20 protein-coding genes and 3 pseudogenes are annotated in these 25,538 nt (G+C 56.7%); 8 read left to right on the top strand and 15 right to left on the bottom strand.

The window, feature by feature from the left end:
* Window positions 1–13: 13 nt before the first annotated feature.
* A complete protein-coding gene (locus BK662_RS16700; protein WP_259695930.1) occupies window positions 14–559 on the bottom strand; it encodes a helix-turn-helix transcriptional regulator in 546 nt (181 codons plus the stop codon).
* A 272-nt stretch (window positions 560–831) separates the two neighbouring features.
* Window positions 832–1,656 carry an alpha/beta fold hydrolase gene (locus BK662_RS16695; RefSeq protein WP_123358980.1) on the bottom strand — a complete coding sequence of 275 codons (825 nt, stop codon included), beginning with the start codon at window positions 1,654–1,656 and terminating at the stop codon, window positions 832–834.
* A gap of 301 nt (window positions 1,657–1,957) precedes the next feature.
* On the opposite strand from BK662_RS16695, the pseudogene BK662_RS16690 reads away from it, so the two are divergent.
* Window positions 1,958–2,129, top strand: a pseudogene (locus tag BK662_RS16690) (gamma-glutamyltransferase); the annotation flags it as partial.
* A 97-nt stretch (window positions 2,130–2,226) separates the two neighbouring features.
* Here BK662_RS16690 and BK662_RS16685 read toward each other — a convergent pair.
* Window positions 2,227–2,643, bottom strand: a complete 417-nt coding sequence (locus BK662_RS16685) for an organic hydroperoxide resistance protein (protein ID WP_123358979.1) — start codon at window positions 2,641–2,643, stop codon at window positions 2,227–2,229.
* Between the two features lie 39 nt (window positions 2,644–2,682).
* Window positions 2,683–3,081 (bottom strand): sigma-70 family RNA polymerase sigma factor, encoded by a 399-nt coding sequence (locus tag BK662_RS16680; RefSeq protein WP_123358978.1) that lies wholly within the window; start codon window positions 3,079–3,081, stop codon window positions 2,683–2,685.
* 637 nt (window positions 3,082–3,718) lie between these two features.
* On the opposite strand from BK662_RS16680, the gene BK662_RS16675 reads away from it, so the two are divergent.
* Both BK662_RS16675 and BK662_RS16670 read left to right on the top strand, forming a co-directional pair.
* On the top strand, window positions 3,719–4,738 hold the full coding sequence (locus BK662_RS16675) for a substrate-binding domain-containing protein (RefSeq protein ID WP_123359013.1): 1,020 nt from the start codon (window positions 3,719–3,721) through the stop codon (window positions 4,736–4,738).
* Window positions 4,726–7,746 (top strand): EAL domain-containing protein, encoded by a 3,021-nt coding sequence (locus BK662_RS16670; RefSeq protein ID WP_123358977.1) that lies wholly within the window; start codon window positions 4,726–4,728, stop codon window positions 7,744–7,746. The genes BK662_RS16675 and BK662_RS16670 overlap by 13 nt, the downstream gene beginning before the upstream one ends.
* Before the next feature lie 11 nt (window positions 7,747–7,757).
* On the opposite strand, the gene BK662_RS16665 is transcribed toward BK662_RS16670, so the two are convergent.
* From BK662_RS16665 to BK662_RS16640, 6 genes are all read right to left on the bottom strand, one after another.
* Entirely contained in the window at window positions 7,758–8,375 is a 618-nt protein-coding gene (locus tag BK662_RS16665; protein ID WP_123358976.1) for a LysE family translocator, read from the bottom strand.
* A gap of 39 nt (window positions 8,376–8,414) precedes the next feature.
* Window positions 8,415–8,525, bottom strand: a complete 111-nt coding sequence (locus BK662_RS35890) for a LuxR C-terminal-related transcriptional regulator (RefSeq protein ID WP_375539005.1) — start codon at window positions 8,523–8,525, stop codon at window positions 8,415–8,417.
* 9 nt (window positions 8,526–8,534) lie between these two features.
* A complete protein-coding gene (locus tag BK662_RS16655; RefSeq protein WP_123358974.1) occupies window positions 8,535–9,128 on the bottom strand; it encodes a helix-turn-helix transcriptional regulator in 594 nt (197 codons plus the stop codon).
* A 98-nt stretch (window positions 9,129–9,226) separates the two neighbouring features.
* A complete protein-coding gene (locus BK662_RS16650) occupies window positions 9,227–9,970 on the bottom strand; it encodes an autoinducer binding domain-containing protein (RefSeq protein ID WP_259695928.1) in 744 nt (247 codons plus the stop codon).
* A gap of 78 nt (window positions 9,971–10,048) precedes the next feature.
* Window positions 10,049–10,633 (bottom strand): anthranilate synthase component II, encoded by a 585-nt coding sequence (locus BK662_RS16645; protein ID WP_123358973.1) that lies wholly within the window; start codon window positions 10,631–10,633, stop codon window positions 10,049–10,051.
* Window positions 10,630–12,111 (bottom strand): anthranilate synthase component I family protein, encoded by a 1,482-nt coding sequence (locus tag BK662_RS16640; RefSeq protein WP_375539004.1) that lies wholly within the window; start codon window positions 12,109–12,111, stop codon window positions 10,630–10,632. Before BK662_RS16640 ends, BK662_RS16645 begins: the two co-directional genes overlap by 4 nt.
* A gap of 668 nt (window positions 12,112–12,779) precedes the next feature.
* Here BK662_RS16640 and BK662_RS16635 point away from each other — a divergent pair.
* The 5 genes and pseudogenes from BK662_RS16635 to BK662_RS16615 all read left to right on the top strand — a co-directional run.
* Window positions 12,780–12,992, top strand: a pseudogene (locus tag BK662_RS16635) (phenylacetate--CoA ligase family protein); the annotation flags it as partial.
* Window positions 12,986–13,183 (top strand): annotated as a pseudogene (locus tag BK662_RS16630) (DJ-1/PfpI family protein); the annotation flags it as partial. The pseudogenes BK662_RS16635 and BK662_RS16630, both read left to right, overlap by 7 nt.
* Window positions 13,184–13,309: 126 nt before the next feature.
* Window positions 13,310–13,573 carry a hypothetical protein gene (locus tag BK662_RS16625; protein ID WP_259695927.1) on the top strand — a complete coding sequence of 88 codons (264 nt, stop codon included), beginning with the start codon at window positions 13,310–13,312 and terminating at the stop codon, window positions 13,571–13,573.
* Between the two features lie 715 nt (window positions 13,574–14,288).
* Window positions 14,289–14,897: a TetR/AcrR family transcriptional regulator gene (locus BK662_RS16620; protein WP_123358972.1), complete on the top strand. Its 609-nt coding sequence runs from the start codon at window positions 14,289–14,291 to the stop codon at window positions 14,895–14,897.
* Window positions 14,898–14,997: 100 nt separating this feature from the next.
* The gene (locus tag BK662_RS16615) at window positions 14,998–15,804 is read left to right on the top strand and encodes an MBL fold metallo-hydrolase (RefSeq protein ID WP_123358971.1); all 807 of its coding nucleotides are present in this window, start codon (window positions 14,998–15,000) and stop codon (window positions 15,802–15,804) included.
* Between the two features lie 110 nt (window positions 15,805–15,914).
* On the opposite strand, the gene BK662_RS16610 is transcribed toward BK662_RS16615, so the two are convergent.
* From BK662_RS16610 to BK662_RS16590, 5 genes are all read right to left on the bottom strand, one after another.
* Window positions 15,915–17,135 (bottom strand): hypothetical protein, encoded by a 1,221-nt coding sequence (locus BK662_RS16610; protein ID WP_148057937.1) that lies wholly within the window; start codon window positions 17,133–17,135, stop codon window positions 15,915–15,917.
* Window positions 17,132–20,272 (bottom strand): outer membrane lipoprotein-sorting protein, encoded by a 3,141-nt coding sequence (locus tag BK662_RS16605; protein WP_123358969.1) that lies wholly within the window; start codon window positions 20,270–20,272, stop codon window positions 17,132–17,134. The genes BK662_RS16610 and BK662_RS16605 overlap by 4 nt, the downstream gene beginning before the upstream one ends.
* 60 nt (window positions 20,273–20,332) lie before the next feature.
* The gene (locus tag BK662_RS16600) at window positions 20,333–20,602 is read right to left on the bottom strand and encodes a phosphopantetheine-binding protein (protein ID WP_123358968.1); all 270 of its coding nucleotides are present in this window, start codon (window positions 20,600–20,602) and stop codon (window positions 20,333–20,335) included.
* A gap of 75 nt (window positions 20,603–20,677) precedes the next feature.
* A complete protein-coding gene (locus BK662_RS16595; RefSeq protein ID WP_123358967.1) occupies window positions 20,678–22,528 on the bottom strand; it encodes an AMP-binding protein in 1,851 nt (616 codons plus the stop codon).
* Window positions 22,518–25,451 (bottom strand): aminotransferase class III-fold pyridoxal phosphate-dependent enzyme, encoded by a 2,934-nt coding sequence (locus BK662_RS16590; protein WP_123358966.1) that lies wholly within the window; start codon window positions 25,449–25,451, stop codon window positions 22,518–22,520. Before BK662_RS16590 ends, BK662_RS16595 begins: the two co-directional genes overlap by 11 nt.
* Between the last annotated feature and the right edge of the window lie 87 nt (window positions 25,452–25,538).

Genomic DNA, 25,538 nt, shown 5'->3' with positions numbered 1-25,538 from the left:
GATTTCGATCAGTTCATGGGTGAAGTTCCTGTGCCTGGGCCTTTCGCAGGCTATGGGGCGCGTGATTGAGGATTATCCTGTTGGATATGTCCTGATCAATCTCAGGCATCAGGGAACCGTTGCTCGTGATGGCATGTTGAAAGGCGCAGCGCCAGGCCTTGGGTGTTACACCTTCCAGGCGGTTGAAGGTGCGGGTGAAATGCGAGTGGTCGCTGAAACCGCATTCATAGGCGACTTGGGTGATCGCCATCGCAGTGGTCAGCAGGCTTTTTGCTTTTCCGATTTTCATCCTCATCAACCAGCCTTGCGGTGAATGGCCGGTAATCTTTTTGAATGCCCGGGAAAAATGGCTGCGCGATAAGTTGCAATGCTCGGCAACTTCGCTGATGCGTACGCAACTGCCCATGTCACGTATCATCAGCTCTTTGGCGCGGCGTTCCTGCCAGCCGGCCAGGGCTCCCAGCGGTCTTGCAAGGGCGCCTGGAATGTCTGAATTCATCGATTGTGGGTTCATGGCGACTCTCCTGATCGTTGAGGAAAGTTTGTCCGCCAGTGACATTTAAAGTCCTTAAGCAAACCTTAAGAGTTATGAAACGTGGCGCCCAATCATGGCGGTTACCCAGGCAACTCAAGTTGGCAAGCGGAGTATTGGCCTTCAAGAAACTGCGCTAATCAGAGCGGCTGTACTGATGCAGGTGATCTCTATGCCGCGGGCCTTGTTGTGGGCCACGACATCGAGTTGATGCGTCAGTCAATTCGGTAGGGGGCGAGGTACGAGGGAGTGAATAGCTAGCGGCTCGACCGCTAGCTTTCACAAGTTGATTCCAGTGCTCAATGGCTAGCAAACTCAATCAGGTCGGCGTTGAGCTGAGTCTGATGGGTTATCGGGAAGCCGTGAGCAGCTCCCTCGTAGACTTTTAAAGTCGCGTTAGGAAGTATCTCAGCAGAGCGCTTTCCGGTCGTTTCAAGCGGGACAATAAAGTCACCGCTGCCATGAATGACAAGCACTGGAATAAAGATGGACTTCATTTCTTCGCGAAAATCCGAAGCCCAGAACTGCTCGATGCATGCGTATTGGCTGTGTATCGCGCCCGACATGCCCTGCTGCCAGAAAGCCATGCGCCAACCTTCGTTTTTTGCTGCGCTTTCCGGGTCCAGACCGAAGAAAGCGCTCGAAAAATCGAGGAAGAGTTGTGAGCGGTTCTCGAGGATTGCCTTGCGTACACCGTCAACGACTTCGATCGATACTCCATCAGTGTTACCGTCGGTGGCGCCCATTAGCGGAGTAATTGCCCCCAGGAGCACCAGCTTGGCAATACGATCAGTCCCGTGCCTGGTCACGTATCGAACTATTTCGCCTCCTCCCATGGAATGCCCAACCAAGACCGCATCCTTCAGGTCGAGGGTCTCAATGACGACTGCCAAGTCGTCTGCGAAAGTGTCCATGTCGTTACCGCCAGCCGGTTGATCCGAGCGACCATGCCCGCGACGATCATGAGCAATTACGCGAAAACCTGCATTCGCGAAAAATTGCATTTGTCCGTCCCAGGCGTCGCTGTTGAGAGGCCAGCCATGGGAGAAAACAATAGGGCGACCCTGTCCGAAGTCGCGAAAAAAAATCTGTGTTCCGTCTTTCGCTGTAACGTGGTTTTTCATGAGATGCGTCCTTAGGTTCCTATTAAAAATGCAGCTTCAAGACCATGCGGGCACAGTCACCGCCGCGGCACGGATAGTAGATAACCACCGTCCGTGAGGTAGCTTGGGGTAACCTTAAAAGAAGAAACGCGCAGGTTCTTGCATACGTGTGCTGGAGTAAATCGCACAAAAAACTCAATAAGGAAGTTGCAAGAAAATAGAACTAATCGATGCAAGGGGGCGTATGTCGCCCAATCGTCCGTGCAAAATACTTAATCGAGTAAAGTTTTTAACGCGCTAATTTCTGTAGTGGGTTGATTCGGCTGCGCTGGATGCTCCTCGTTGGCAATGGCTGGGGGATATGAAGGTCGGTATCGAGCAGGGGGCGTCTCGGGACTTGGCGGCTTCGCTGGCACGGCGCGGACACCCCGGACACCGGTGTGCTGTGCGGTGGCACCGAGCCGCGGGCCGATTCCCATATCGCCGTGTGGTAGCGGGCCGTTGAAAACAAGAAAAGAGACGTCGGTCTCTTTTCTTCCTTGAGGGCTACCACATCCAGGGCTAGCCGGGCCTTGGTCCAAGGGCGGAGAATCAGGCGATGGTGAGGCTGACGTCGATATTCGTGCGGGTGGCTTTGGAGTAAGGGCAGTTCTGGTGGGCCGCAGCGATGAGTTGTTGCGCGATATCCAGCTCAATATCGGGTAATGACACGGCAAGCCGGGCCTGCAGGAAAAAACCTTGCTCACCATGTACCAGGTCGACTTGCGCGTCGACGGCAGCCGTCGCCGGAAAGCTGATTTTGCGAGCGTTACAGGCATGGCGCAAAGCGCCCAGGAAACAGGCTGACCAGCAGACGGCGAACAGTTGTTCCGGATTTGTGCCGTTTCCAGGTGTGCCTGGCGGAGAAAGCTTGAGATCAAGTCGACCATCATGGCTGCGTCCGGTCCCCTCACGACCGCCTGTAGTATACGTATGGCTGGTGTAGAGAACTTTTTCGATGCTGATCATGGGTATTTCCTGGTAAAAATTACTGCGTTGAGACTCTGATCAGATTGCCCTTAGGGCTTCATGGTGGTTGAGCGCAGTCGCGCCAGCCAGGGGCTCGACAACTGCGTTGCCGCTTTGGCTGCGCCAGTAGTCGAGCAGCGTGTACCGCGCGATCTCTATCAGCCACGCACGAAACGGAACGTTCGGGTCGTAACTTGCGCGTCGTTGATAGAGCGCCATGAAGGCTTCCTGAACCAAATCTTCGACTTCTTCACGCCTGACACGTCCGGCTTGCACCTGTCCCTCATAAAAGGCCTTGAGCAGTGGCTTCACCCTCGCCAAAAGTTGCTGTGACGCACCTTTGCCATGCTTAACGATGTCAGCCATCAATGCGCGTAGTTCGTCGTTCCCGAGACGGTCAACTCTGCACAGACAGCTATCGCGATAACCTTCGGCCATGATCGGATCCCTCTTGAGTCATCAGTTCAACTGTTCATGGACAACGGTTATGCGTGCGCGTGGCCATGCTTGCAGTTGTGAGACTCAAGAGTGATGCCTTGCTTGGCTGACCACCAGTTATTCGGTGTTAGCGCTTGTTAGCTGAGGCATTAACGGGACCCACTCACCCTTGCTTCAGCGCGGTGTCGGTTCCCGACTGAACGCATCCAGTTCCCGCGCGGCGGGTGCCGTTTTTTTGCCTGGTGTTGATGCAAAGTCGAAGCCTTGTAAAACCATTCAATGTAGTCAACGATGCAATTGGCCTTCGTCCCTTGTTTTGTGCCATGGACCTTGTCCCATTTCCTGAATGTTCAGGACTAAAGTTCGCGCACTTTGCCGACAAAAGGCCTGATGACAGCAGAACCGACTATCCTTTCGGATAGTGAACGCTGCACTCTTGGCAAAAAGGGACGCCATGCCAGACTATGATCGCGCCATCTGCTTCAGACCCGGCATCACATGCGGTGATCGAACCTGTCTGCTCAGGCCCTGGCTGCTCTGGATGGCTTCAATTACGGTCTTCTGTCTTTTCACGGCAACTCCCGGATACGGCCAGAACGTGCCAGCCGCAGCGGGTGTGGAAAACGCCACGGTTACGGTGATTCAAGCGCAGGAAATCGTTTCCAGGGCCACCCTCGAAGCCGTTCGCTGGAGCGGCCCTGAATCCGGCCCGCAAGCCCTGCGGGGCAAGAGCATCGCCCTTGTCGCAGAAGATTTGCGTAACGGAGGAATTGTCGGTGTCGCGCAGGGCGCTCGCGAGGCAGCCAAGGCGATGGGCTGGACGCTGAAGATATTCGATGGCGCTGGTTCATCGGCCGGGCGCGCAAAGGCCTTTTCCGATGCCCTGGCGGCGAAACCCGACGGCCTCATTCTGTGCGGCTCCGATGCCCTTGAGAACAACGCGGCGCTGATCCTTTTCGCCAACAGGGATGTGCCGGTGGTTGGCTGGCACGCCGGGGCGCGCCCCGGGCCGATTGACGGCACGCCGGTGGCCATGAACGTCACGACCGACCCGCTCGAAGTGGCTCGCCTCACGGCCATGGCGGCAGTGGCACAGTCAAACGGACGCGCCGGCGTGGTCATCCTGACCGACTCCAAGTACAGCATCGCCATGACGAAAGCCAAGGCCATGGAAAACGTCATTCGGGCCTGTCGGGAATGTACGTTGCTGGAAGTGCGCGATGTCGCGATCTCCGAAAGTGGCGAGAAGATGCCGGGGATCACCAAGGAGCTGCTTCAGCGCTATGGCAAGCGCTGGACCCACACGCTGGCCATCAACGATATCTATTTCGATTACTCGATTGCCTCATTGACTAACGCCGCAATACCCAGTGACGGCATCAGTCTGTTGTCTGCCGGTGATGGCAGCGCTTCGGCTTTCTTGCGCATACAGGCAAAAACCTACCAGACCGTCACCGTGGCCGAGCCGCTCAACCTGCATGGCTGGCAAGTGATGGATGAATTGAACCGGCTGTTTGCAGGTCTGCCGGTGAGCGGCTTCGTAGCGCCGATTCACTTGGTCAATGCCGACAATATCGCCTTCGACGGCGGGAAGAAATTCCAGTACGACCCTGACAATGGCTATCGAGACATCTATCGCCACCAATGGAATCCCTGACATTGGACGTTATTTCCCGGCTCGGACGCCGACTATTGCCGCAATCGCTACGCGCCCAGTTCACACTGGCGTTTCTGACGTTGGCGCTGCTGATCCTGGCGGGTGGTGCAACTGCGGTCTACGCATTGCGCACTTCAAACAACGCCACCCGCCAGCTGACGGATGAACGACTGGTCCGCATGCAAAATGGGCAAGACATGCTGCAGCGCACCTTGCTGATCGAGCGCCAGACCGATCAGCTTCTGACAACCCGCTCCCCCGACACCCTGCGTTCAAGCTATGCGGCGACGGTCCAACAGCTTGAAGCCCTTGATCAACTGGTGCAGCAGCTGACTGCCGCGAACAGTGGCGTGGCGATACTCGACATGCATCAGTCGAGTCAGTTGTTCCGCAATACCGCCAACATCGTTGCGCAGCTGCGAGAGAGCCTGCTGCAAACCGAGGTCACCTTTGAGCAAACCCTGGAGGATCGCACCTCCCGGTTAACCGCGACCCAGACCCGGGCCAGCCTTGAACTGGCGGTGTTACTTTTCGATCTGCCGCAGGCTGTTGACAGTGACGCCGTGCAACGGCTGCGCATCCGATATGAGCGCCTGTCACGCACCGCAGGCAAGTTACCCGACGATGATGTGCAGACGCCCGATCTGTTCTCCCTGCGCCTGAGGCTCATCAGCCAGCACGACGTAATACAGCGCTTCAATGAGGAACTGAAGAATGAGGCCGGGGTTCTGGTCGCGGTGGCCCGCGCGCAATCCAGTGCATACACCGAAGACTATCGCGAAGCCGTGCAGCGCCTGGTCGAGGCCTCAAATCATAGCCAGCAATGGGTGCTGATCATGTTGGGCGCCAGCCTGGTGTTCGCCTGGTTCGTGACCCGGGTCTTCATGGGCCGTCATGTGCTCGTGCGCCTGAATGAAATAAGCCGGCAATTGCGTCAGGAACACACCGACAAAACGCATTTGATGATGACGGAACATGGCAAGGATGAGATCGGCAACATGGCTCGCGCGGTGAATCAATTCCTCAAAGACCGACTTCAGCTGGAAAAAAGAACGGTCCAATTGAGTATCGCCACAGAGCGGCTCGCCGTGCAAAACAGCCGATTAGAGCAAGAAGCCGTCATCCGTGCCGGACAAGGTCATGTCCTGGAGCTGATCGCCAGGAGCACCGAGCTTGCAGAAGTCCTCGACAGCCTGGCTCACCTGGTCGAGTCCCAACTGGAGGGGATGATGGTATCCATTCTGGTGCTGGATGAGGATGGCAAGCACCTGCTGCACGGGGCTGCGCCCAGTTTGCCGAAAGCCTATAACCAGCTCATTGACGGGATTGCGATCGGTCCGAACGTCGGTTCATGTGGCACCGCGGTGTATCGGCGAGAACCGGTCATTGTCACGGATATCGAACTGGATCCGCTGTGGGAGGAGTACCGTACCGTCGCTGCGCCCTATGGATTTCGCGCATGCTGGTCGACGCCGATTCTGTCCCACGAGCGAAAGGTATTGGGTACGTTTGCCTTGTATTCCAGCACCGTACGCAGCCCCAGTTCGACCGAGACGCGACTGATCGACATGGCGACACCTCTTGCCGGTATTGCGATAGAACGCCAACTTACCGAAAAGCGTATTCGCTATATGGGCGACCATGACGCACTGACCGGGCTGCCGAATCGCACACTGCTCGAAGACCGTCTCAAGCAGGCAATACTTTATGCTCAGCGCTACAGCCGGCTGGTGACGGTGGTGTTTCTCGACCTGGACAAATTCAAACTGGTGAATGACAGCCTTGGGCACAGTGCTGGAGACGAACTGCTGAAAACCGTCGCCCAGCGCATGCTGGAGTGTGTACGCCGCACCGACACCGTCGTGCGACTGGGGGGCGACGAGTTTGTGATCATCCTGTTCGACCAGCCCTCAGACCTCGACGGCGTTACTCCAGTCCTGCACAAAATCCAGGAAGCCATCCTGCAGCCGATTCAGCTCAGCGGACATACGCTCCACGTCACCTGCAGCATGGGGTTGGCCACTTACCCTGCCGACGGCGGCGATACCGACACGTTGCTCAGCAATGCGGACGCCGCCATGTACCGGGCCAAGGAGTTGGGTCGCAACAGTTACCAGTTCTATACGAGCGAGATGAAAAACAAGGTTCAGGGCAAGCTCGCCATGCAAGACGGGCTTCGAAACGCACTCAACCATGACGAGTTCCTGCTGCTGTACCAGCCACAGGTGGATTTGCAGTCAGGTCAGATTATCGGCGTAGAGGCTCTGATCCGCTGGCAGCACCCCGAGCTCGGCATGGTGTCTCCAATCAAATTCATTCCGCAGGCCGAAGAGACCGGGTTGATCGTGCCCATCGGCGACTGGGTGATTCATACCGCGTGTAGACAGAACAAGGACTGGCAGGATGCGGGCTGGCCGCCGATCACCATGTCGGTGAATATTTCAGCACGCCAGTTCATCGAAAGGGACCTGATCGACCGGGTGATGCACGCCTTGCAAGAAACCGGACTGGACCCGATGTACCTTGAGCTGGAGCTGACCGAAAGTCTGATCATGCAAGACCTTCAGCAAGCCATCAGCAAAATGAAGGAGCTGCAATCAATGGGGATCAGTCTCTCGATCGACGACTTCGGCACCGGCTACTCCAGCCTCGCAGCATTGAAAAGCTTCCCGATCGCGAGACTCAAGATCGACCAGTCTTTCGTGCGCGATCTGCCCGACAACGAGAACGACAAAGCCATCGCCACCGCAGTGATTTCGTTGGGGCACAAACTGAATCTCAAGGTCATTGCCGAAGGTGTCGAAACCGAAGAGCAGCAAACCTTCCTGCGGAAAAACGGCTGCGATGAAATTCAGGGCCACTTTTTCAGCGGAGCGGTCAGCGCAGAGGAAATCAGCCTGTTACTGCGTACGCCCCGGCTGCCTCAACCGAGCCGCATTGCGAGCCCTGACCCGGTAAGGCGAAAACGCGATGTAAAACGCCCAAGCAGTCCAATACCCGGGCATTAATGACTCAGCGTTCATTTCTGGCTAAGAGCTGCGATGGAAAGTCCTGACACGATGAAGGTCAATCCCGCGCCGAGGTTGAGTCCGTTGGCAAGGCGCGGGCGTTGATAAATGTATTGCGACAGGCGCGTGGCGAAGATACCCATCAACGAGAACCCCACGGCCGTCAGCAGGGCGAACCAGAACCCGTAGACCAGCATCTGTACCGTGACCGAGCCGAGCGTGGGATTGATGAATTGAGGGATGAACGCCAGCACGAAAAACCCTGGCTTGGGATTGAGCGCCGCCGAAAGAAAGCCTGTGAGTAAAATGCTGCGCAGTGGCTGCCGCGCGGCGGGGGCGAAGGTCACCAGGCTTCTGGAGCGCAACACCTTGACCCCAAGCCAGAGCAGGTAGGCTGCCCCCAGCAGCTTGACGACCCAGAAGGCGACTGTCGATGTCTGGATCAATAGCGTCAGCCCTAGCGAGGCGGTGGTAACGTGAAACAGGATGCCCATGCCAGACGACAGGCCTGACACGATGGCTGCCAGGCGACCCTGGCTTAGTCCGCGCCCTATCGCCAGAAGATTGTCAGGACCTGGAGACAGGACCAGCAGTATGCAGGCTGTGGTGTAGGTGAACCAGATATCCATCGGAAACACGGTGACGCTCCCTGTGAGGTATGAGTCGAGTCAACTGATGATGCCCAGGACGGCTGCCCTGACCACCGCTGCGGTTTTGTTAGTGGCACCGAGTTTGCTCACGGCGTTCTTCACATGGAATTTGACGGTGTCGAAGGAGATGGTCAGGATCTACGCGATCTCTTCCTGTGTCTTGCCATCGGCCGTCCAGCGCAGCACCTCGATTTCCCGTGCGGTCAGCCGGTAGTGCCGTGCCTGGTGTGACGGGGCGATCAACAGCCTTTCCATCACTGGCGTGATAGTCTCGGCGAGCCAGCGCATCTTGAGTTCCTTGGCATTGAGTTCGGTCACATTCAGCGTGGAGCTGCTGCGGGCGAGCGTCAGCATGCTCTGGTGACGTGAGGCATTGGTGCGCGAGCAGGCCCAGCCGTATCTCAGGCCCGCGGCGCGAGCTTCTTCCCAGAACTGCGGCATCTTGCGCATGAGCTCTCCCTGCCACAGAAAGGGCGTGGTGCAAGTGCGCGCTCGCTGTACCGAAGGGTCGACGAGCAGAAAACCGGCTTCGCTGTACCGGCGCTGCCAAGTGCTCGAGAAATTGCAACGCATCTGCATGACGGGGTTAGAGAAGGGCAGGACTGTGCAGACACCGAACGAAAACCATTCGAAATCCAACTCCCAGGCATGACGTTGAACGCCGTTCACCAAGTCCTGCTCGTCTTTGACCGAGCTTGTCCATGCCAGCAGGCTTGCGAGCCAAGTACGCATCGAATCTCCATTTCCGGATGCCGTTTCCGAGGTTGTTATACCCCAGCGAAATCAGCTTGGAAAGCTTCAGGGGCCAGTGCCATCTCATGCCGGAGCAGTCAATCGTCGATGGCGTCCTGCCGCTGCCTACCCCATTGGGTAGGTGGTTTTAAACCTTCACTGTCATTAGGTTTGCTCCTCGCCGGCTGAGAGAGAACTCGCTCCCTGGTTCTCCAAAGCCTTGCTGCCGGCGCTATTCCAAACTCATTGATGGTGGTCGATCCATGCTCGAAGAGATTGTCAGCTGGTCCCTGCAACTGATGGCGCATCCCGGCGAGCAGGTAGGGGATGAGCATGAACAGTTGATAAACGGCGGGGTTGGAAAAAGCCTCTTGCTCGGTGATCTGGGTGTCATCGAGGGCCACACTCAGTGTTCCCCTGAGCAGCTCGTAACGCAGCGGGATGCTCAGACCGCTTCGCAGGCCGTGTTGTTCGCGTTGCTGCCAGAAGTGCCGGGAGCGTCCGCGGGCACGCCTTCGCTCGCTGTCCCAGAAAAAAGGTACCAGCTCTCGTCGACAGTGCCTGAGTATCGGGTCGATTTCGATCAGCCCGTCACAGCGATAGTGTTCCAGCCAGCGTTTGGGAAATGTGGTGATAAGGCCGGCGAGAGGGTCGGTATCCCTCGGTGCTGCCGGCCCCAGGCTGATGAGGTAGCTGCCGAAGCCAAGCTGGCGCAGCACTTTGTGCAGCAGGCGCTCCCAATCGCAACGGTTGGCATCCTTGGCGAGACTTATGAAGGCGGTCAGCGGTGCGGCACGCCCGGCCTGGGTCCGGCCGCAGGCGGGGGAGTTGTGTTTGTCCATAAACGAGTCGCTCTTGTTGTAGCAGGAATGAAACAGTCGGAGCACGGAAAAGAAGGGGCGTGAGCCCCTCCTGGCAGATCACTGATGCACGTAACACCTGATGAAACTGCGGAACAGTTCCAGACCGTTTTCGGTCAGGATGCTTTCAGGGTGAAACTGCACCCCCTCCACCGGCAGATGGCGATGACGCACGCCCATCACATAACCATCATCCGTGGATCTCGAGGTGACCTCCAGGCAATCGGGTAGCTGCTGGTCGCTGATCATCAGCGAATGATAACGGGTGGCCTGTATGGCGCGTGCTTGCGTGTGGTCATAAACGCCCTTGCCATCGTTCTCGATCGTGCTCACCTTGCCGTGCATTACGTGAGGGGCCCGGCAAACCTGGGCACCAAAGGCCAGGCCGATGGCCTGATGACCCAGGCAAACGCCCAGTAGCGGTAAACGCCCCTGCAAGTGCCTGATCACTTCGATGTAGCCAACGTCGGCCGGATGCCCAGGCCCAGGTCCCAGCACGCAGAAATCCGGCGAGAAAGCCTCTATGCGCTGGATGAGATCCGGCACGTCGTGACGCTCGACGCGGGTTTCCAGCCCCAGTTGTTCCAGGTACTGGCTGATGATAAAGACGAAGCTGTCGTACGCATCGATCAGGAATACTTTCACAGGCCGATCTCCTTGCCGGTCACCGCCCGGTATACAGAACCCATCTTGTACAACGTCTCTTTCCACTCCATCTCGGGTATCGAGTCGGCGACCACCCCGGCGGATGCCCGCAAGTGGTAGGTACCCTCGTCGAAGACCGTCGAGCGTATGCACAAGGCGGTATTGACGCTGCCATCGAAACCCACCAAGCCCAGGGCTCCGGCGTAGATGCCCCGGCGGTTGCTCTCCATCCCCTCGATCAGCTCCATCGCTCTTACCTTGGGAGCGCCGGACATGGTTCCAGCGGGGAACGAGGCCTTGATCACGTCATAGGCATCCAGACCGGGACGGAGCAGGCCGCGAACGTTCGACACCATGTGATAGAGGTGCGAGTACTCCTCCACCAGCATGAACTCATCGACTTCCAGCGAGCCGGCCTGGCATACGCGACCGATATCATTGCGACACAGATCGATGAGCATCAGGTGCTCGGCGCGCTCCTTCTCTGAGCGCGTCAACTCCAGGACCAGCTGAGTCGGATCGACGCCAGGCTTCTTGCCGACGGTGCCGGCGATCGGACGCATCTCTATCAAATCGTCCTTGATCCTGACGAACAGCTCAGGACTGGCACCGATCAGGTCGATACCGCCCACATGGGCCAGGTACATGTAAGGAGAGGGGTTGCGAAGTCGCAGGTTCTGGTACACATCGAACGGCGAAACCTTCGAGCGGATGCGAATCTCATGGCCGAGCTGGATCTGATAGACGTCGCCAGCGCGGATGTGCTCCATCGCTACTTCAACACGTTCGAAGAATTGCTCCGGGGTGACCGTGCGGATTTCCTCGAATGTTTCTGGATACGGTGGCAGATCCAACGCCTCGGACGCTGGGGTTGTGGTCAGGAAAGGGTAATCCTCCAAAGTACGGGGCGCCCACAGGGGGTGGTTGTTGATCAGGGTTTCGACAATGCCATTGCTGTGGAAATAAACCAGTGTCTGATAGACCGACAGGGCGATGAGTGGGTAGCTGTAGGTCTGTTCGGCCAGATCGGGTAGCCGCTCAATCAGGCGAACACAGTCGTAGGAGAAGTAGCCAAAGAACGCCAGGCTGGAAGGGGCATCAGGCGCAGGCTGGAACGTAGCCTGAATAGCCCTGAGCAGGCTCCACGCGGCCTCGCTGTCCGGTAGATGGATTTTGTACTCATGATCTATCTGCACGCCCACTTGTGTCAGGCTGACGGATAAATGTTCACAAAGCGCAGGGCAGCCTCGCAATTGTGCCTGGCCCTCATTGATGCAAACTTCGAAAAGGGGGTCGAGCCCGATGATCGTCGCCCTGCGATCTCGGCTTGGACCGGAAAGTGATTCAAGAATAAAGACAGACTCGCGACCCAGTTGTGCCAGCGCATTTGCATATATGCCAAGTGCATCCGTAGATCGACGTTTCTCACGGCGAAGAACATTCACGCAAATTAAATTTTTATTCACGGTTAATACCATTTTCAAGGTGCAACGATTCAGGCACTCCATTAAGAGAGCGCCACGGGAATATAAAGTGCGCAGGCACTTTAAATACGTGTTGATGGATATCCTGAGTATTCGGGGCGGACGCTTTTCATGCCGCGCGCAATACAAGACTTGCAACGGATTGCAGCCAGGCGATGTGCAGGGCACAAGGCGCGAGCGCCTTCGATTTCATGGATGAATGATCAGGACGTTGCTGGCAGGCAGCAGACAGGCTCCGGTCTTCGCTTGATTAGCGACGCCAGATATTGCTTTTAAAGATGGCCAGAATGGCCCGGGAACAGCTGTCGGGATAGCTGTGGGAGGAACTGATAGCAGAAAGGTGATAGTACATTTTAGACATCCCAGTCTTGGCTAAGCACTGCGGGGAATGATCGGCAGTGCAGCGAAATTACCAGCGCGCCCCAGGGCTGTCAACTGCTGTGCGGATATTAATCTTTCATTCATTTCTTAATGTCGACGGGCCGGAAAACTATTCCTGCGCATATGTAATCGCGCGTGCTTTTAACAAGAAACTCGTGCGCGCACAACTGTGGAATACCGCAGCTGGGTATTTGTAACTTCTGTCACTAACGTGGCGGCCGTTGAGTTCCAGTAACCCATCAAACCTGAGCGGCTGAAATTAAAGGGATGACCTCGTAACCTTGCCATTCACTGCTAAGGATGACTTGCGCGAGGCCGGCTTCGACATCTTGTCCGGCCCGCTGGAAGACAGCATCTTCTATTACGAGACTACGGGTACCACTGGGCCTGCCACGCCATGCCCCCGGGACCGCAAGGAAAGCTACGCGAGCAATCGCCAACTGGCCATGGCCTACCAGGCCGTGATCGAAAAGCATTTTCCGGGTGAGAAAACAAGGCCATCGACACGTTGATCGTGACGTCAGGCTGGAAAGCCATGGATCAGCTGGATCAGACGGCCATCGAGTGGATCCTCACGCGAGCCAAAAATGTCAGGCGTGTGTGCTCGATCTGTGTCGGGGCGTTCGCCTTGGCCGAAACAGGGCTTTTGGATGGTCGAAAAGCAACCACCCACTGGCGGATGGCCGCTGCACCAGGACTATGCTCCTGATTCAAAGTCGCGAGTGTGTGTTCGAACCATCAACAGGGCCTTCGGTAGCTCGTGACCTGGCGTTCGACGCTAAGCAGTGTCGCATTCGAAGCCGAGTGCCCGGTGTCGTCAAGCGTTCGCTATCAGAACCTCCTGGTGCGATATGCCTGGCCAGAAGACGCGCCGAGACTGGGCGAGGGTGAGGTGAACGAAGACGACGACTTGCCCGTCATCTGGCTTTATTCGCCAATGCTCGATCGTCTTCGCAAGACCGAAAGTGGCTGGAAGATCGCTGAGCGCTACATCGGCGGTTCGACCTTCAATCGACGTTTTACGCCGAAGGACACTTCAGCCGCCGCGACAAGACCCTTCCTGCCCCAGGCTTGACGTGCTGCTGAGCATGCTCGCTGGCACTCAAGATGCGCAGATAATCTGGTCCATGGGATTTATGGTCATCCGGGTTCTTGCCAGCTTGTTGTGCTGAGTGCCGAATCGGCTACTTTCAGTCAACCGAGTGTGCGTTCGATGATAAGGAATTTTGTACAGGAACTAATAATATATGGGTGATTACGGTTTTGATTTTTTGGCGAGTGCTTACTCTGCAAACTCGAGGCTCTCTTATTGTTTAACTCCAGTCGCATCAGGGGGAATGGCTGTTGCTACCGTCTCACTGCAGGATGTTTTTGTGAAAAACTATTGTATGAACGTAATGGTTTAGAGCAGAAGGTTGGTTGTTAGTATTGTTTTGTGCTGAGGGGGCTTCGCCCTTTAGAGTATTGAAGCAACCAGTGAAGGAGGGGCGCGGGCGTATCGGAAGGTTTCAGGGGGTAGTGTTGCGCCCTTGTCCAATCAGCAGAGGCCCTGAATTTTTTACCTGTCTGAGCCGCCTGGCAGAGCTACAATCCTCCTCAATCACAATAGCCGTTTGAAGGCATGTGACTGAATCAACCATTGCCAGGGCTGCTTCTCATGGTTTGGGCTTTGCACTGCGGGGAACTGGAGAATATGCGATGAATGCGTCATTTTACTAGTATAATTCGGCCAACTGTGGATCAAGTTAAGCATTTTTGTTAAGGTGCCTTGCTTGCAAAGTGAGTACACAATGTCTGCTGCCAGAGAAAAGTTGTTAAATACCGCGTTGGACCTTTTTCTTCACGAAGGACTCCAGTCCGTCGGGATCGATCGAGTAGTAAAGTTATCGGGCATTAGTAAAATGACCCTGTATAAGTACTTTCCCTCGAAAGACCATCTAATTGCAGAATGTTTGCAGCAGTATCATTCGGAGATAGTTTCAGAGATCCAGCAGTGTATCGTCAGCTCACCACCGATGCTGGAGCAGAAACTTTTCATACTGTTGGCCTGGTACCGCCGCAAGTTTGTCGAAACGCCGATTCTGGGCTGTATCTTCGTCAGTGCAGCCAATCTTTATACCGATATTGAACACCCGGTTCATCAGGTTTGTCTGGTGCATAAACACATGCTGATCGATATGATCGCTCAGCTGCTGGGCGGTTTCGGTTACGCCAACCCCCGAGAGCTGGCCATGCAATGCCTGATCCTTTTTGAAGGTGCGCGTAACCTCTACACCATCAAGGTCCAGGGCGATTCGCTGGAATCCGCCACCCGGGTGTTGTTGATGTTGTTGCAGCAGCATCGGCCGCAGCCGCAGCCGCATCCATCCTCATCGAGTCCTGCGCCGGGCGAGGTCTGAGCAGAGGCCTTGCAGCCCCCCGTCGACGGCCTGGGCTGCTCGCGTGGCTTTGAGCTAAGCTGGCCCTCTCAACAAAAGGGATTTTAAAGAGGACCGGGTGATGAAGATCCACCAGATCAGAAATGCAACCATCGTGTGTGAAATGGGTCCTTATCGCATTCTTGTCGATCCCATGCTGGGGCATAAAGCCGAACATCCACCGTTGCGGATTTTCGGTCTGCGTCAGCGCAATCCCCTGGTGGAGTTGCCGGTGTCGGCAGAGGCGTTGCTGCAGACTGTCACTCATTGTCTGATCACCCATTGCCAGAAAGGGCACTTCGATCACCTGGATCGTCCAGCGACAGAGTGGCTGAAAGCTCGGCAGATTCCTGTGATCTGCACTCCTCACGATGCCAGGTACTTGGCCCGACGCGGCTTGAACGTGCAGCCATTGGCCGAGGATCACTGGCATCCGCAGCCTTTTCTCGGTGGCACCATCAGCACCGTGAGCTGCACCCATGGAAGGGGGCTGATCGGCCATTTTATGGAGCATGGCGTTGGCTATTTCATTCAAGTTCCGGGGGAACCCGGCCTGTACCTGAGTGGCGATACTGTGCTGACCGAGGCGGTACGGCAGTTTGTCAGGCAGCATCAGCCCGAGGTGTCGGTGGTGCCTGCTGGAGGTGCATGCATGGACATCGGCGGCGAAATCATCATGGGCGTCGAAGAGGTCATTGAATTCACCCGGTTGTCTTCGGGGCGAGTGATTGCCAATCATTTGGAGGCCCTCAGTCACTGCCCCGTCAGTCGAGAAGCGCTCGAGGCTGCTGCCCAGGATGCCGGGCTGGAAGCGCGCTTGCTGATTCCCGCTGACGGGGCTGTGTTGACGCTGGCGCAAACACCGGTTCAAGACCTGCAAACCGCCTGAAGCGAACGAGCCAACCGGCCTTGGCCGCTGACGGGTTGCTTCTCGGGATTGGACGACCAGGATGGCCATCGTGTCGGAGCAGGTCAAAGTCCGGGTTTTCGCTGACTGCATCAAAGGCTGTATTCGATCTGTGCGTACAACAGCTTGTTATCCCGCAATTGGCCGAAGAAACTCTCGATTGGCCCATAGTAGTAGTCGTAACCACCTTTCAAGGACAATCGATCGTTTACCGCGTAGCTGGTTTTCAACCGGGCGATACCGCTGCCCTCGGTCTGATCGGCCACTCCGCTGAACTCCACTGACAACAGATCGTTGATCCAGCGATTGGCCAGCCGCCATGTGTAACCGTATTGCTCGGGAGAGGTCTGCGCGCTGGTCGCCAGTTGGCGAATGGCGATGCTTCGTTCAAACCCCGGTGTCATATCCTTGGGATTGGCGTAGTCGAACACATGGGTGTACGTCAGTTGCATGCCCAAGGTGGCACTGCCAAGGATTTGCCACTCGGCACCACCGATCCAGCGAAACTGAGGTTTCTTGTGGAGAAAGTCGGTGGAGCCCTTGCTCGGGGTATCGCTGTAGGCTGCCTCGGAACGCCAGATGGTGGCGTCTCGGGCCATGCTGAAATCCGCACCGAGGATTCGCGCGCGCTGGGCCTGCACCTCGACCACGGCGCCGGTGGCGCTGATCGCCCCCGGCACCAGGACGGGCATGGGGTCGATACCTTCGAAGTAGGACAACGAACCGTCGAAGTTATCGAACATCCGGTCCCACTTTACCGCCCATTGAGAACGGTGTGGCGTGCGGGTGCGGTAGTCGATCCCGGGCATGGGTTGCAGAGGAATGGAGCTGGCGGCGGCTTCGGGAAACCAGATCGTCGAGAAGGTCCCGGACCCGGTGTCGGTGGACAGGTTCACGGCACTGTTGCCGTAACGCTGCTCGCCGTCTTCCGGGGTCAGAAACCGGTAATTTCGCGGTGACAGGTTATCGGTCGGATTGACGCCGTCGGCGCGCCCCCAAACGATGATTTGTCGGCCCACCTTGAGGCTGTGGTCACCAAAATAGTATTGCCAGTAGGCCTCACGAATGAGGCCTCCGCGCTCTCGATTAGCCGACTGGGTGTTGGCCTGCCAGTCCAGTACCACCTTGCCCTGGTCACCCAGATCGGCCTTTTGACGGCCCCAGAGGGCGCTGGTGAGAATGTCCGTATCGGCTGTCAACGAGCGGTCGCTGGACCATATTCCGGCCCGCAGGGAGATCGAGTTGTCGATCTCCAGGTCGGCCATCGCAACTGTCGGCAGCAGGCACAGAGGGAGCCATGTCCAGCTCTTCATTGATCAAGCCCTTGGGGTTTGAAATAGCGGTCTGAAACACCACCGTCAGCCTTGAAATTCTCCAGGGCGATGATGGTTTTATGGCCGGTCTGCACGTTCTCCGCGACTGACAACATCGGTTGCCACTTGCCGTGGCTGCCCACTGTCTCGAGCTGGCTGTTATTGACCCTCTTCAGCAACTGGCCGGCTTCATCGTAGAACTCGGTCTTGACCGCAACGAAGTTGTCATGGCGAACCCAGTTGACCATCTTCGAATAGCCTGAGTCCTTGGCCACTTTGGCGGAACCGGGGGTTGATTCGATGACATAGGCAGGAGTGTTGTCCGCCAGGGTTTCGCTGCTCACCAGACGATGCTGCCAGTTGGCCGGGTTATGACCGACGATGTCCCCGTAGCTGAAGTCGGTGCCAACGAAACTGTCGCGTTTGTTGGAGGCCGACAGGCGTCTCACCTTATTGAGCGCCGGCAGGTAGATCCACATGTCATCGTCGCTGGCAGCATGCTCGATCAACAGCGTGGCGGTACCCTTGATGTCCTGGGGAGCGGTGAACTTGACGTAGCGCATGTTGTTGCTGCTACCGGCCTGGAGCCGAGTCGCGCCTTCAGTCTTGCGTACGCGCTCCTCGCCATTGCCATTGACCAGGGTAAAGGTGGCGTTGGTAAGCGAGTCGAGAACCTTGGAGACTTCGTAGCTGTTTTGCATCACTGCCTGGGGCGACAGTTCGGCAGCTTGGCTCTGGGGGGAGGCAGTCATCAGGGTACCGGCCGTGACCAGCAGTAGCAGTACGTTGAACTGTGGAGCGAGCGCTTGCCGGGTCTTGAAGATGAAGCCGGGCCGGAAGACCAGCGCCAATGCAGGCACCAGAGTCAGGGAGGCGAAAACGCTGACCAACATGGCGATCACGATGAACATGGAGAGCCACAGATGCACGTTGTAGCCGATCGACAGTGCCAGTACGCCGTAACCGCCAGCGACCGCCGTGGCAACGAACAATGAGGCTTTGCCGGCGGTGGCCAGCGTCGTGTTGACTGCTTCGATCGCGTCCTGCCCGGCCTGGACCTGTTCCCTCAGACGATAAAGGATGTAAATGGCGTAATCCGCACCGATACCGACGGCCATGGCCGAAATCAGCGCATTGGGGATGTTCAGTGGAATATTGAACAGTCCCATGACACCGAAGATTGCCATTACCGACAAGGCGAGCGGTGTGAGGACGATCAAGCCTGCGAATACCGACCGGAACACCAGCGCCGAAATCACGAAGATGGCCAAGGCAACTTGAATGATATTGCGGATCTTGCCGTTGACCAGGGTTTCGGTCATGGCCACGGTTTGTGCCGCACCGCCGCCGAGGGAGATTTTCACATCCGCTGGAAAGCTGCGCTCGGCTTCGGCCCGCAAACGTACCAGCAGATCATTGATCACCGTATTGTCACCGGTCTTGAGCAGCAGGGTGATTTTGGCCCGCTGATAGTTGTAATCCACATACGAGTCAAAGTCGCCGGGTTCACCCGACATGGAATACAGCAGCAAGTATTGGGAGATCAGGTTCTGGTTGTCCGGCAGCGTATCGAAAGTGACCTGATCAGCATTCATGGCCTTGTTCATGCGTCGCAGGAAGGTGGCGATGGACAGGGTCTTGCCGACTGCCGGCTGCTCTTCGGCAAACTGTTGCAAATGGTCGATTGCCTTGAGTACGTCCGGGCGTTTGACGGTATCGGCGCTTTTGCCCTCGATCATGACGTACAGGGCGTTGGTGCCCCCCAATCCCTGGTTGAGAAAGGCGTCGTCTTTCTGAATGTCCAGGTTGGCTGAGAAGTAGTTCTTGCTGGCGTTGTTGATCACGACGCCCTGCATGCAATACACCATTGCGCCGGTGACCAGGGCGAACGCGACGAAGAGCATGCGTCGCTTGCCGGGGTGGGTCACGAGTTGCGCGGCTGCGGCCGGCAAGCGGTCCCACAGACGGACTTTCAACTCCTTGGTGACAGCAATGTCGGACGGCGGCTTGAGCAGCGAGCGGATGGCGGGAATGAAGGTCATTTCCAGGAGCATGGCGCTGAGGATACCGATCCCGGTGAAAATGCCGAAGGAGCGGATTGTCGCGATGTCGAACACCAGCAGGGAGAAAAAGCCCACTGCGGCGGTGCTGCCAGCGATGAGCATGACCGGGCCGACGCCGACCAGCGAGGTGATGACCGCTTCACGGTTGGCTTGGGCTGCGGTCAGATCGGCGCGTTGGCGCAGCCGTGCATAGTCTTCGTAATAACGCTTGAGCAGTTGCACCGCATGCCCGGCGGCTACCGCAAGGATCAGGATCGGCGTGGCCGAGTTGAAGATATCCATGGGCTGGCCCAGCGCCCCCATGAAGCCAGTACCCCAGACCACTGCCATGAGCGCGGTCACCAACGGCAGGATCAGCCCCTGTTTGGTACGGAAGGCTTCGAGATGCAGCAGTCCGATGACCAGAATGGCGATAGGGAAGAGGATGTTGATCCGCTTGGCGTATTGCTCGGTTTTCTCCAGGTAGACCGGGTCGCCACCCAAGGTGACGATCAGGTTGTCGGAGTGATGGGCGTCGACGATCTTGCGAATGGGTTCGACCATCGCGGTAAATCCGTCGGAACGCTCTTTGAGTTCCACCAGAATCGCCGCCGTGCGACCGTCTTCGGAGATCACGGTTTTTTGGTAGGCGGGGTTGTCCGCGAGCGCTTGTTTGAGTGCCGCGTAATCCACCGATGAAATGTCGTCGCCGAGCAATGCACGGGCTTCGAAGCCTTCCTCCGTGCCCTTGATGCCCTTGGCGGAACGGCTGGCCAGGCTCAACAGGGTGGAACGTACCACACCTGGGTTGACGTTGAGTTCCTGGGTGATTTTCTGCACGGTTTCCAGCACTTGCGGCTGGAACACGTCACCACTTTTGGGCGTGATGCCAATCAGCATCAGGTACTTGGAGCCGAAGATCGACTCCAGGTAATTGGTGGCCTTGACCAGCGGGTGATCCTGAGGAGACAGGGTGGCTGGATTGATGACGATTTTGACCCCGGCACCGAAAGTCCCCAATACCGCGGTGATGATCAACGTAGCGACAATAATGAGAATTCGATGCCGCAGGATGAATGTTGCATAGCTATACATGAGTCATATCCTTCGAGCGTTGCCGTTGAGGTTCTGCAAACCGGTCTATTGCGATATGTCTCATGCGCTGGCCTCGACACGCACCAGTGCCAGCTTGTTGATGATCAGATTCATCACGTTAGCCAGCCGGGTACCGGCCTCGGACAGTTCGGAGAGGGACAAGGAAATCTTGTAATGGTCTTCGATGGCACAAACGAACATGGTCAGCGACATGGAGTCGAAGTTTTCTGAAGTGCGCAGGTCGAAGTCTGCCGGGCGTGGTTGCCCATCGGTGATTTCAAGTTCACCGAGGATGCCGGACAGTTCATTGAGTAGTCGATCGTGATTCATGGATTGGATGCTCGAGTGCAAAATATCTGAGCCGGGCCGCAAGGCCCGACTCATCAGTCAGTACGGACGATGGGGTCAGAGAGCTGAGGACTCATGCAAGCGCTTGAGTTCGAAGATGAACTTGATCTTGTGGGTCGGAGTTCGCTCCAGCTTGCGCGGCAGAATGTAAATACGCTCCTTGGAAATCGCCGCGGCCAGCCCTGAGGTGGCGTTGGCGAAGTCGATGGCCCGGTTGAAGAGCTGGCGCAACAGTTCTGTTTGGGGAATGCCCTGCTGGCGGGCACTGATGTAGTCGGGGTCTTTTTTGATCCGTGCATAGTCTGGGTAGATGTACGCGGTCAGGGTGGTGTCCTGGGGATCGGCATGGATCACCATTGCATCCTTGATGTACAAGCTGCGAACCATCAGGTTGGACATCTTCTGCGGGTCGACATAGCTCCCGTCGTGCCAGCGCAGCAGTTCTTTTTTTCGTCCAACGATATACAGCGAACGCTGATTGTCGACGTAGGCAATATCGCCGGTGTCATAGAAACCGTCGTTGCACAGCGGCAAACTGTTGCCCAGGTAGCCGACGGTCACGGTCGGCCCCTTGAGCAGCAGGTTGCCTGCCTGCATCGGGAGGCCCGGGATGTCATGAAGATCCTCAAGCTTGTATTGCAGGCAGTCGATGATCCGTCCGGTGGAGCCCAGAACGATATCGTTCAACTTGTTGCGCGAAATGATCCCCGAGCATTCGGTGGCACCGTAGATGTCCATGATGGTCACTCCCAGCTTGCCGAAGATTTCGATAATCGCCGGATCCAGCTTCATGGAGGACGACACGCCATAGCTGAAATAGCCGCCCAGCTTGTTGCGCAGCAGAATGCTTGCTGCGGTCAACTTGGCTTTGTCGAGGGTGCCCAAGTCGTAGGTGTCGCCCTTGAGTTCGATTTGCGTCAAGTGGTCGTAGACGGTATTCATCACCGGCTTGATGCGCATTTCCTCAAGGACTTCCTTGAGCACATAGATCCAGAACTTGGGCACGGCCATCAGTGCCTTGATTCGGAAGCCCGAGTTTTTCAGGCGCTTGATCTCGTTCTCCAGCACCCCGTCATCGTCGGGTTCGCGGGTGAAATAGATGACCGTGAAACCGCGTGTCTTGGTCAGCAGGAACTCGACCAGGGTTGCGATATGGGTATACGGGCCGATGTTCAGGATCGATTCGTTGGGGCGCAGATTGAGCACGTCCACCGACTCGTTCACCTGATGCACGATGTTGCGCTGGGTGATGCAGACTACCTTGGGCAGGCTTGTGGTACCGGAGGTGGGATACAGCCCCAGCACCACGTCCAGATCGTCGAGACGCGGGCTGGCGCTGACCGGCTGATCCGAACCGAACTCGTCGATGATCTGGCTCATGTAAAGCAAGCCTGGATGCAAAGTCTTGAACTCGTCAGGGTCTACGCTCAGGTCTTCGAAGGTGCTCGCCACGTCGGCAATCAGAAACACCGGGCTGATGCCTGCCTCGGCGCAACTCTTCTTGACGCGTTCGTATTCCGTCATGCTGACCATCACCATGTCCGGTGGTGAAACTGCCAGAATGTGCAGTAGTTCCACTTCATTGATTTTGGTATCGATGGGGAACAGGCGGTTGGCCGTATAGAAAGAGGCGTGGGCGTACATATCCCACTCGAAGCGGTTTTTCGAGAAGGTACTGAGCACTTTGCCGCAGTACTGGCGTGCCTGCAGAAAGCGAATCATCGCCTTGGCTGCATAAGCGTACTCGCTGAACTGGATGGTTTTGTAACGCTCGCCCTGGTCATACACGATTGCCGGACGAGTGCTGTAGCTATCGAAACACAGATCGACGACCTCACGGATGGAGTCGATCCTGTCATGGGACTTGAACTGTTCTGTTTTAGCGAAATTAAACAATTTAGATAGCATGTTGGTGTTCCAGTTCGGTGGTGTGTTCGCTGAGCAGTTGATGGTTCAGTTCCATGTCTCCCAGTTGGAAGCCGTGGATGTTCTGCATGCGGATCAGTTCGTAGATCTGTTTGGGGCGGATGTTGCCTTTGCTGTACGAGGCGTTGGTGCCTTCGAAACCGAGCATGATGGTTTCCGAGAGGCAGCCGAAGACGTTCTCTCCCTCCGGGAAACCCACGAAGCGAATCACAGCGTTTTCAGGCAATTTGGCCAGGCCGGAGTCGAAGACCTTCTGGTAATGCTGGCCGGAGCGGCGCAGGTGGTTGAACTCGCGGCTCAGGTTCGAAGGCACGGAGACGCAGGCAACAATCGCGTCGGGGCGGACCATGTCGGGCTTGATCAGCTCTGGATCGGGAGAGTTGGTCGAGACAATGACCACATCCGCCTCGGCCAGGCCGGCGAAGTCGCCCAGGCGCAACGGCAGATCGCTGTTCAACAGTTCATCAATCAAGCGGTTGCTGTGTAATGCCTGCGGATCCAGGAGGCCTTGCTGGATGTAACCGCCAGCGCTGAGTTTTTCCAGCAGCACGGCCATCAGACTGCCCGCTGAAGGCTCGTCGTTCTCGCGCAGCAAAGTGTCCAGCAACTCGATCATGTCTTTGATGATCTGTCGCCGCGAAGCATTGAGTCTTAGCTGCGAGGTTTTTTCGTCGCGGCCGACGATGGTCATGTTGCCGAACACGCTGGACAGAATCACCGTGGAGGCCAGGCCGATGTTGCCGGCGGCGCCGACCACGCTGACGCGGGTCCGCTGGAAGTCCAGGCCTTGCTCGCTGGCAGCCTTGATGACCGCCTGGACCATCAGCGCGGCGGTGTAACTGTTACCCGTGGTAATCGGCACTTCATAGTCCCTGAGGGACTGGCCATTGTCGGTATAGATCGATGTGTAGGCGCCCAGTCCGACCACGGACACGGGAATGTTATCGTCGCCAATTTCCTTGGCCATGGTCACCGCGTCCTGGATCTTGTTGCGCACTTCCTTGATCTGGTAACCCTTGGCCTGCTTGAAGTACTCGGGCAAGTAAGGAACCATCAGCATGCTGGTCTGGACGATGTAATCGTTGGAGACTACGCAGTCCTGCTGAACCAGTGCCGGATCGAAGAACCGGCTGACCCGGTTCCACCACTGGGTGAAGGCCTCACTGTCCCAGGTGTAACCTGCGAACGAGGTGAAGAAGTAGTCGATCAGGTAATTGACGTGGGTCGGGTGCAGGACGAAGCCGGTACGGGCGTCGATATGACCTTGGGCACCTGCCAGACGAATCGGATACTTGTTGGCGAAGAACAGCGGCACGGTCCGTTCGGCGACACTCGCCGGATGGCCCAGCAAGTGGCTGACCATCAGGTATTCGTTTTGATGCTCGATGATTTTGCATACCTCATCCAGGGCACTGAAGAGGCGATCGCAGTCGGCTTCGGTGATGCACAACGGTGGCTGGATCCGCATCACCGAGCTGCGCTTGCGTCCATGGTTGCCCTTGAGAATGGTGGACAGCGGGGCGAGGACGCGGATCTGGTGGTAATTGAGCAGGTAGGACGAGATGATCAGCGACAGGATGCCTTGCTTGCCTGCGGTACGGAAAAATGGCGAGAACTCGTCCAGACCATGAAATTCGATGCCGAACATCAAGCCGGCTCCGCGAACTTCCTTGATGACCTGAGGGTGGCGTTGCTGCAACCCTTTGAGTCCGTCGCTGATGTACTGGCTCTTGGTGTCGAAGTCCTGCAGGGTCGAGGGGGCGAGGAGCTTTTTCAGAAACGCCAGGGCGACTGCGGCTGACAGGTCGTCTTCCGAGAACGTCGAGGTGTGCAGAATACCGAAGTCCTGATCGTAGATATCGCTGCGGATCAGGGTCGACGAGAGTTTGACCAGGCCACCACCCAGCGCCTTGCTGACCACGATGTATTCGGGTGCTGCATCGGCGAGTACGGTTTGTGCGAAGTAATAGACGCTGCCCAGGCGACCGCAGCCGGTTTGAACTTCGTCGATGATCAGCGGGATGGCGTGTTGAACATGCAAGCGCTTGATTTTTTCCAGGGTCGATACCGGAATCACATGGATGCCGCCTTCGCCCTGAATCAGTTCGCAGAGAAAGCCGGCGACCCGAAGGATCTTTTTCTCTTTGAATTCGATGCGCTGATCCACCAGTACCGGGTAGAGAAATTTGACCGTCAGGTCGTCCAGCAGGACATCGAACTTGTCCAGCCCCGGTTCATCGAGGAAGTACGGGGTGATCCCGCTGAGACCCTCGAATGCCTCCCGGTAGGACTTGTTGGAGGTGACCTTGAGGGCCGAAGTCAGCTTGCCATGATAGGACCCTTTGAGCGCCAGGTAGACGGGCTGATTCTGGGCCTTTTCGAATTCCGCCAGATTGTATTCGTCCAGCGAGTCGCGAAAATCGATCAGCGATTTACCGTTGGGAACAATCAGGTTGTCTTCGTCGAGATTGTGAAGATGGAAGAAGTCATTGAGCTGTTTGCTGACGTCCTCATACAAATCGTTCACCGCGTCGAGCATGACTTTGTAGGAGTGTTTGATGGCGGCCTCGACGCCTTCCGCGCCGGTGTTGGCGAAGTGTGAGATGTATTCGTGTTCCGAGGGCGTCAGTTCGCTCAGCAGCCTGGCCAGCTCGGCTGAACCACTGCGGATGCTGCCCTGGGAATGCACCGGGCGGTCGCTGTTCAAGAAGTTGCGCAGAGCCTCGGCCAGGTCCTCGTCGTTATGCCCAAGAACGATCGAGCCGAAACCGGCCACAAAGTCCGCGTAGGCGGTAGTGCCTTCATACAGATATTGATCTTTGCCGCGATCATAGGTCTTGTCGAGTTTCAGGCTCGACAATAGGTCGCCCAGTTTTGGCCGGCAAAAACGCTCATAGCTAGTCATGCATACACCTGTTTTTCTTCCAGTACATATTGAATTTACGGATATCCTTTCCACTCACGAACTTATCCGTCGTGCAGGTTTCCGCGC

This window comes from Pseudomonas frederiksbergensis (assembly GCF_003732275.1).
Taxonomy (GTDB): domain Bacteria; phylum Pseudomonadota; class Gammaproteobacteria; order Pseudomonadales; family Pseudomonadaceae; genus Aquipseudomonas; species Aquipseudomonas frederiksbergensis_H.
This window is presented reverse-complemented; position numbering and strand designations above follow the sequence as displayed.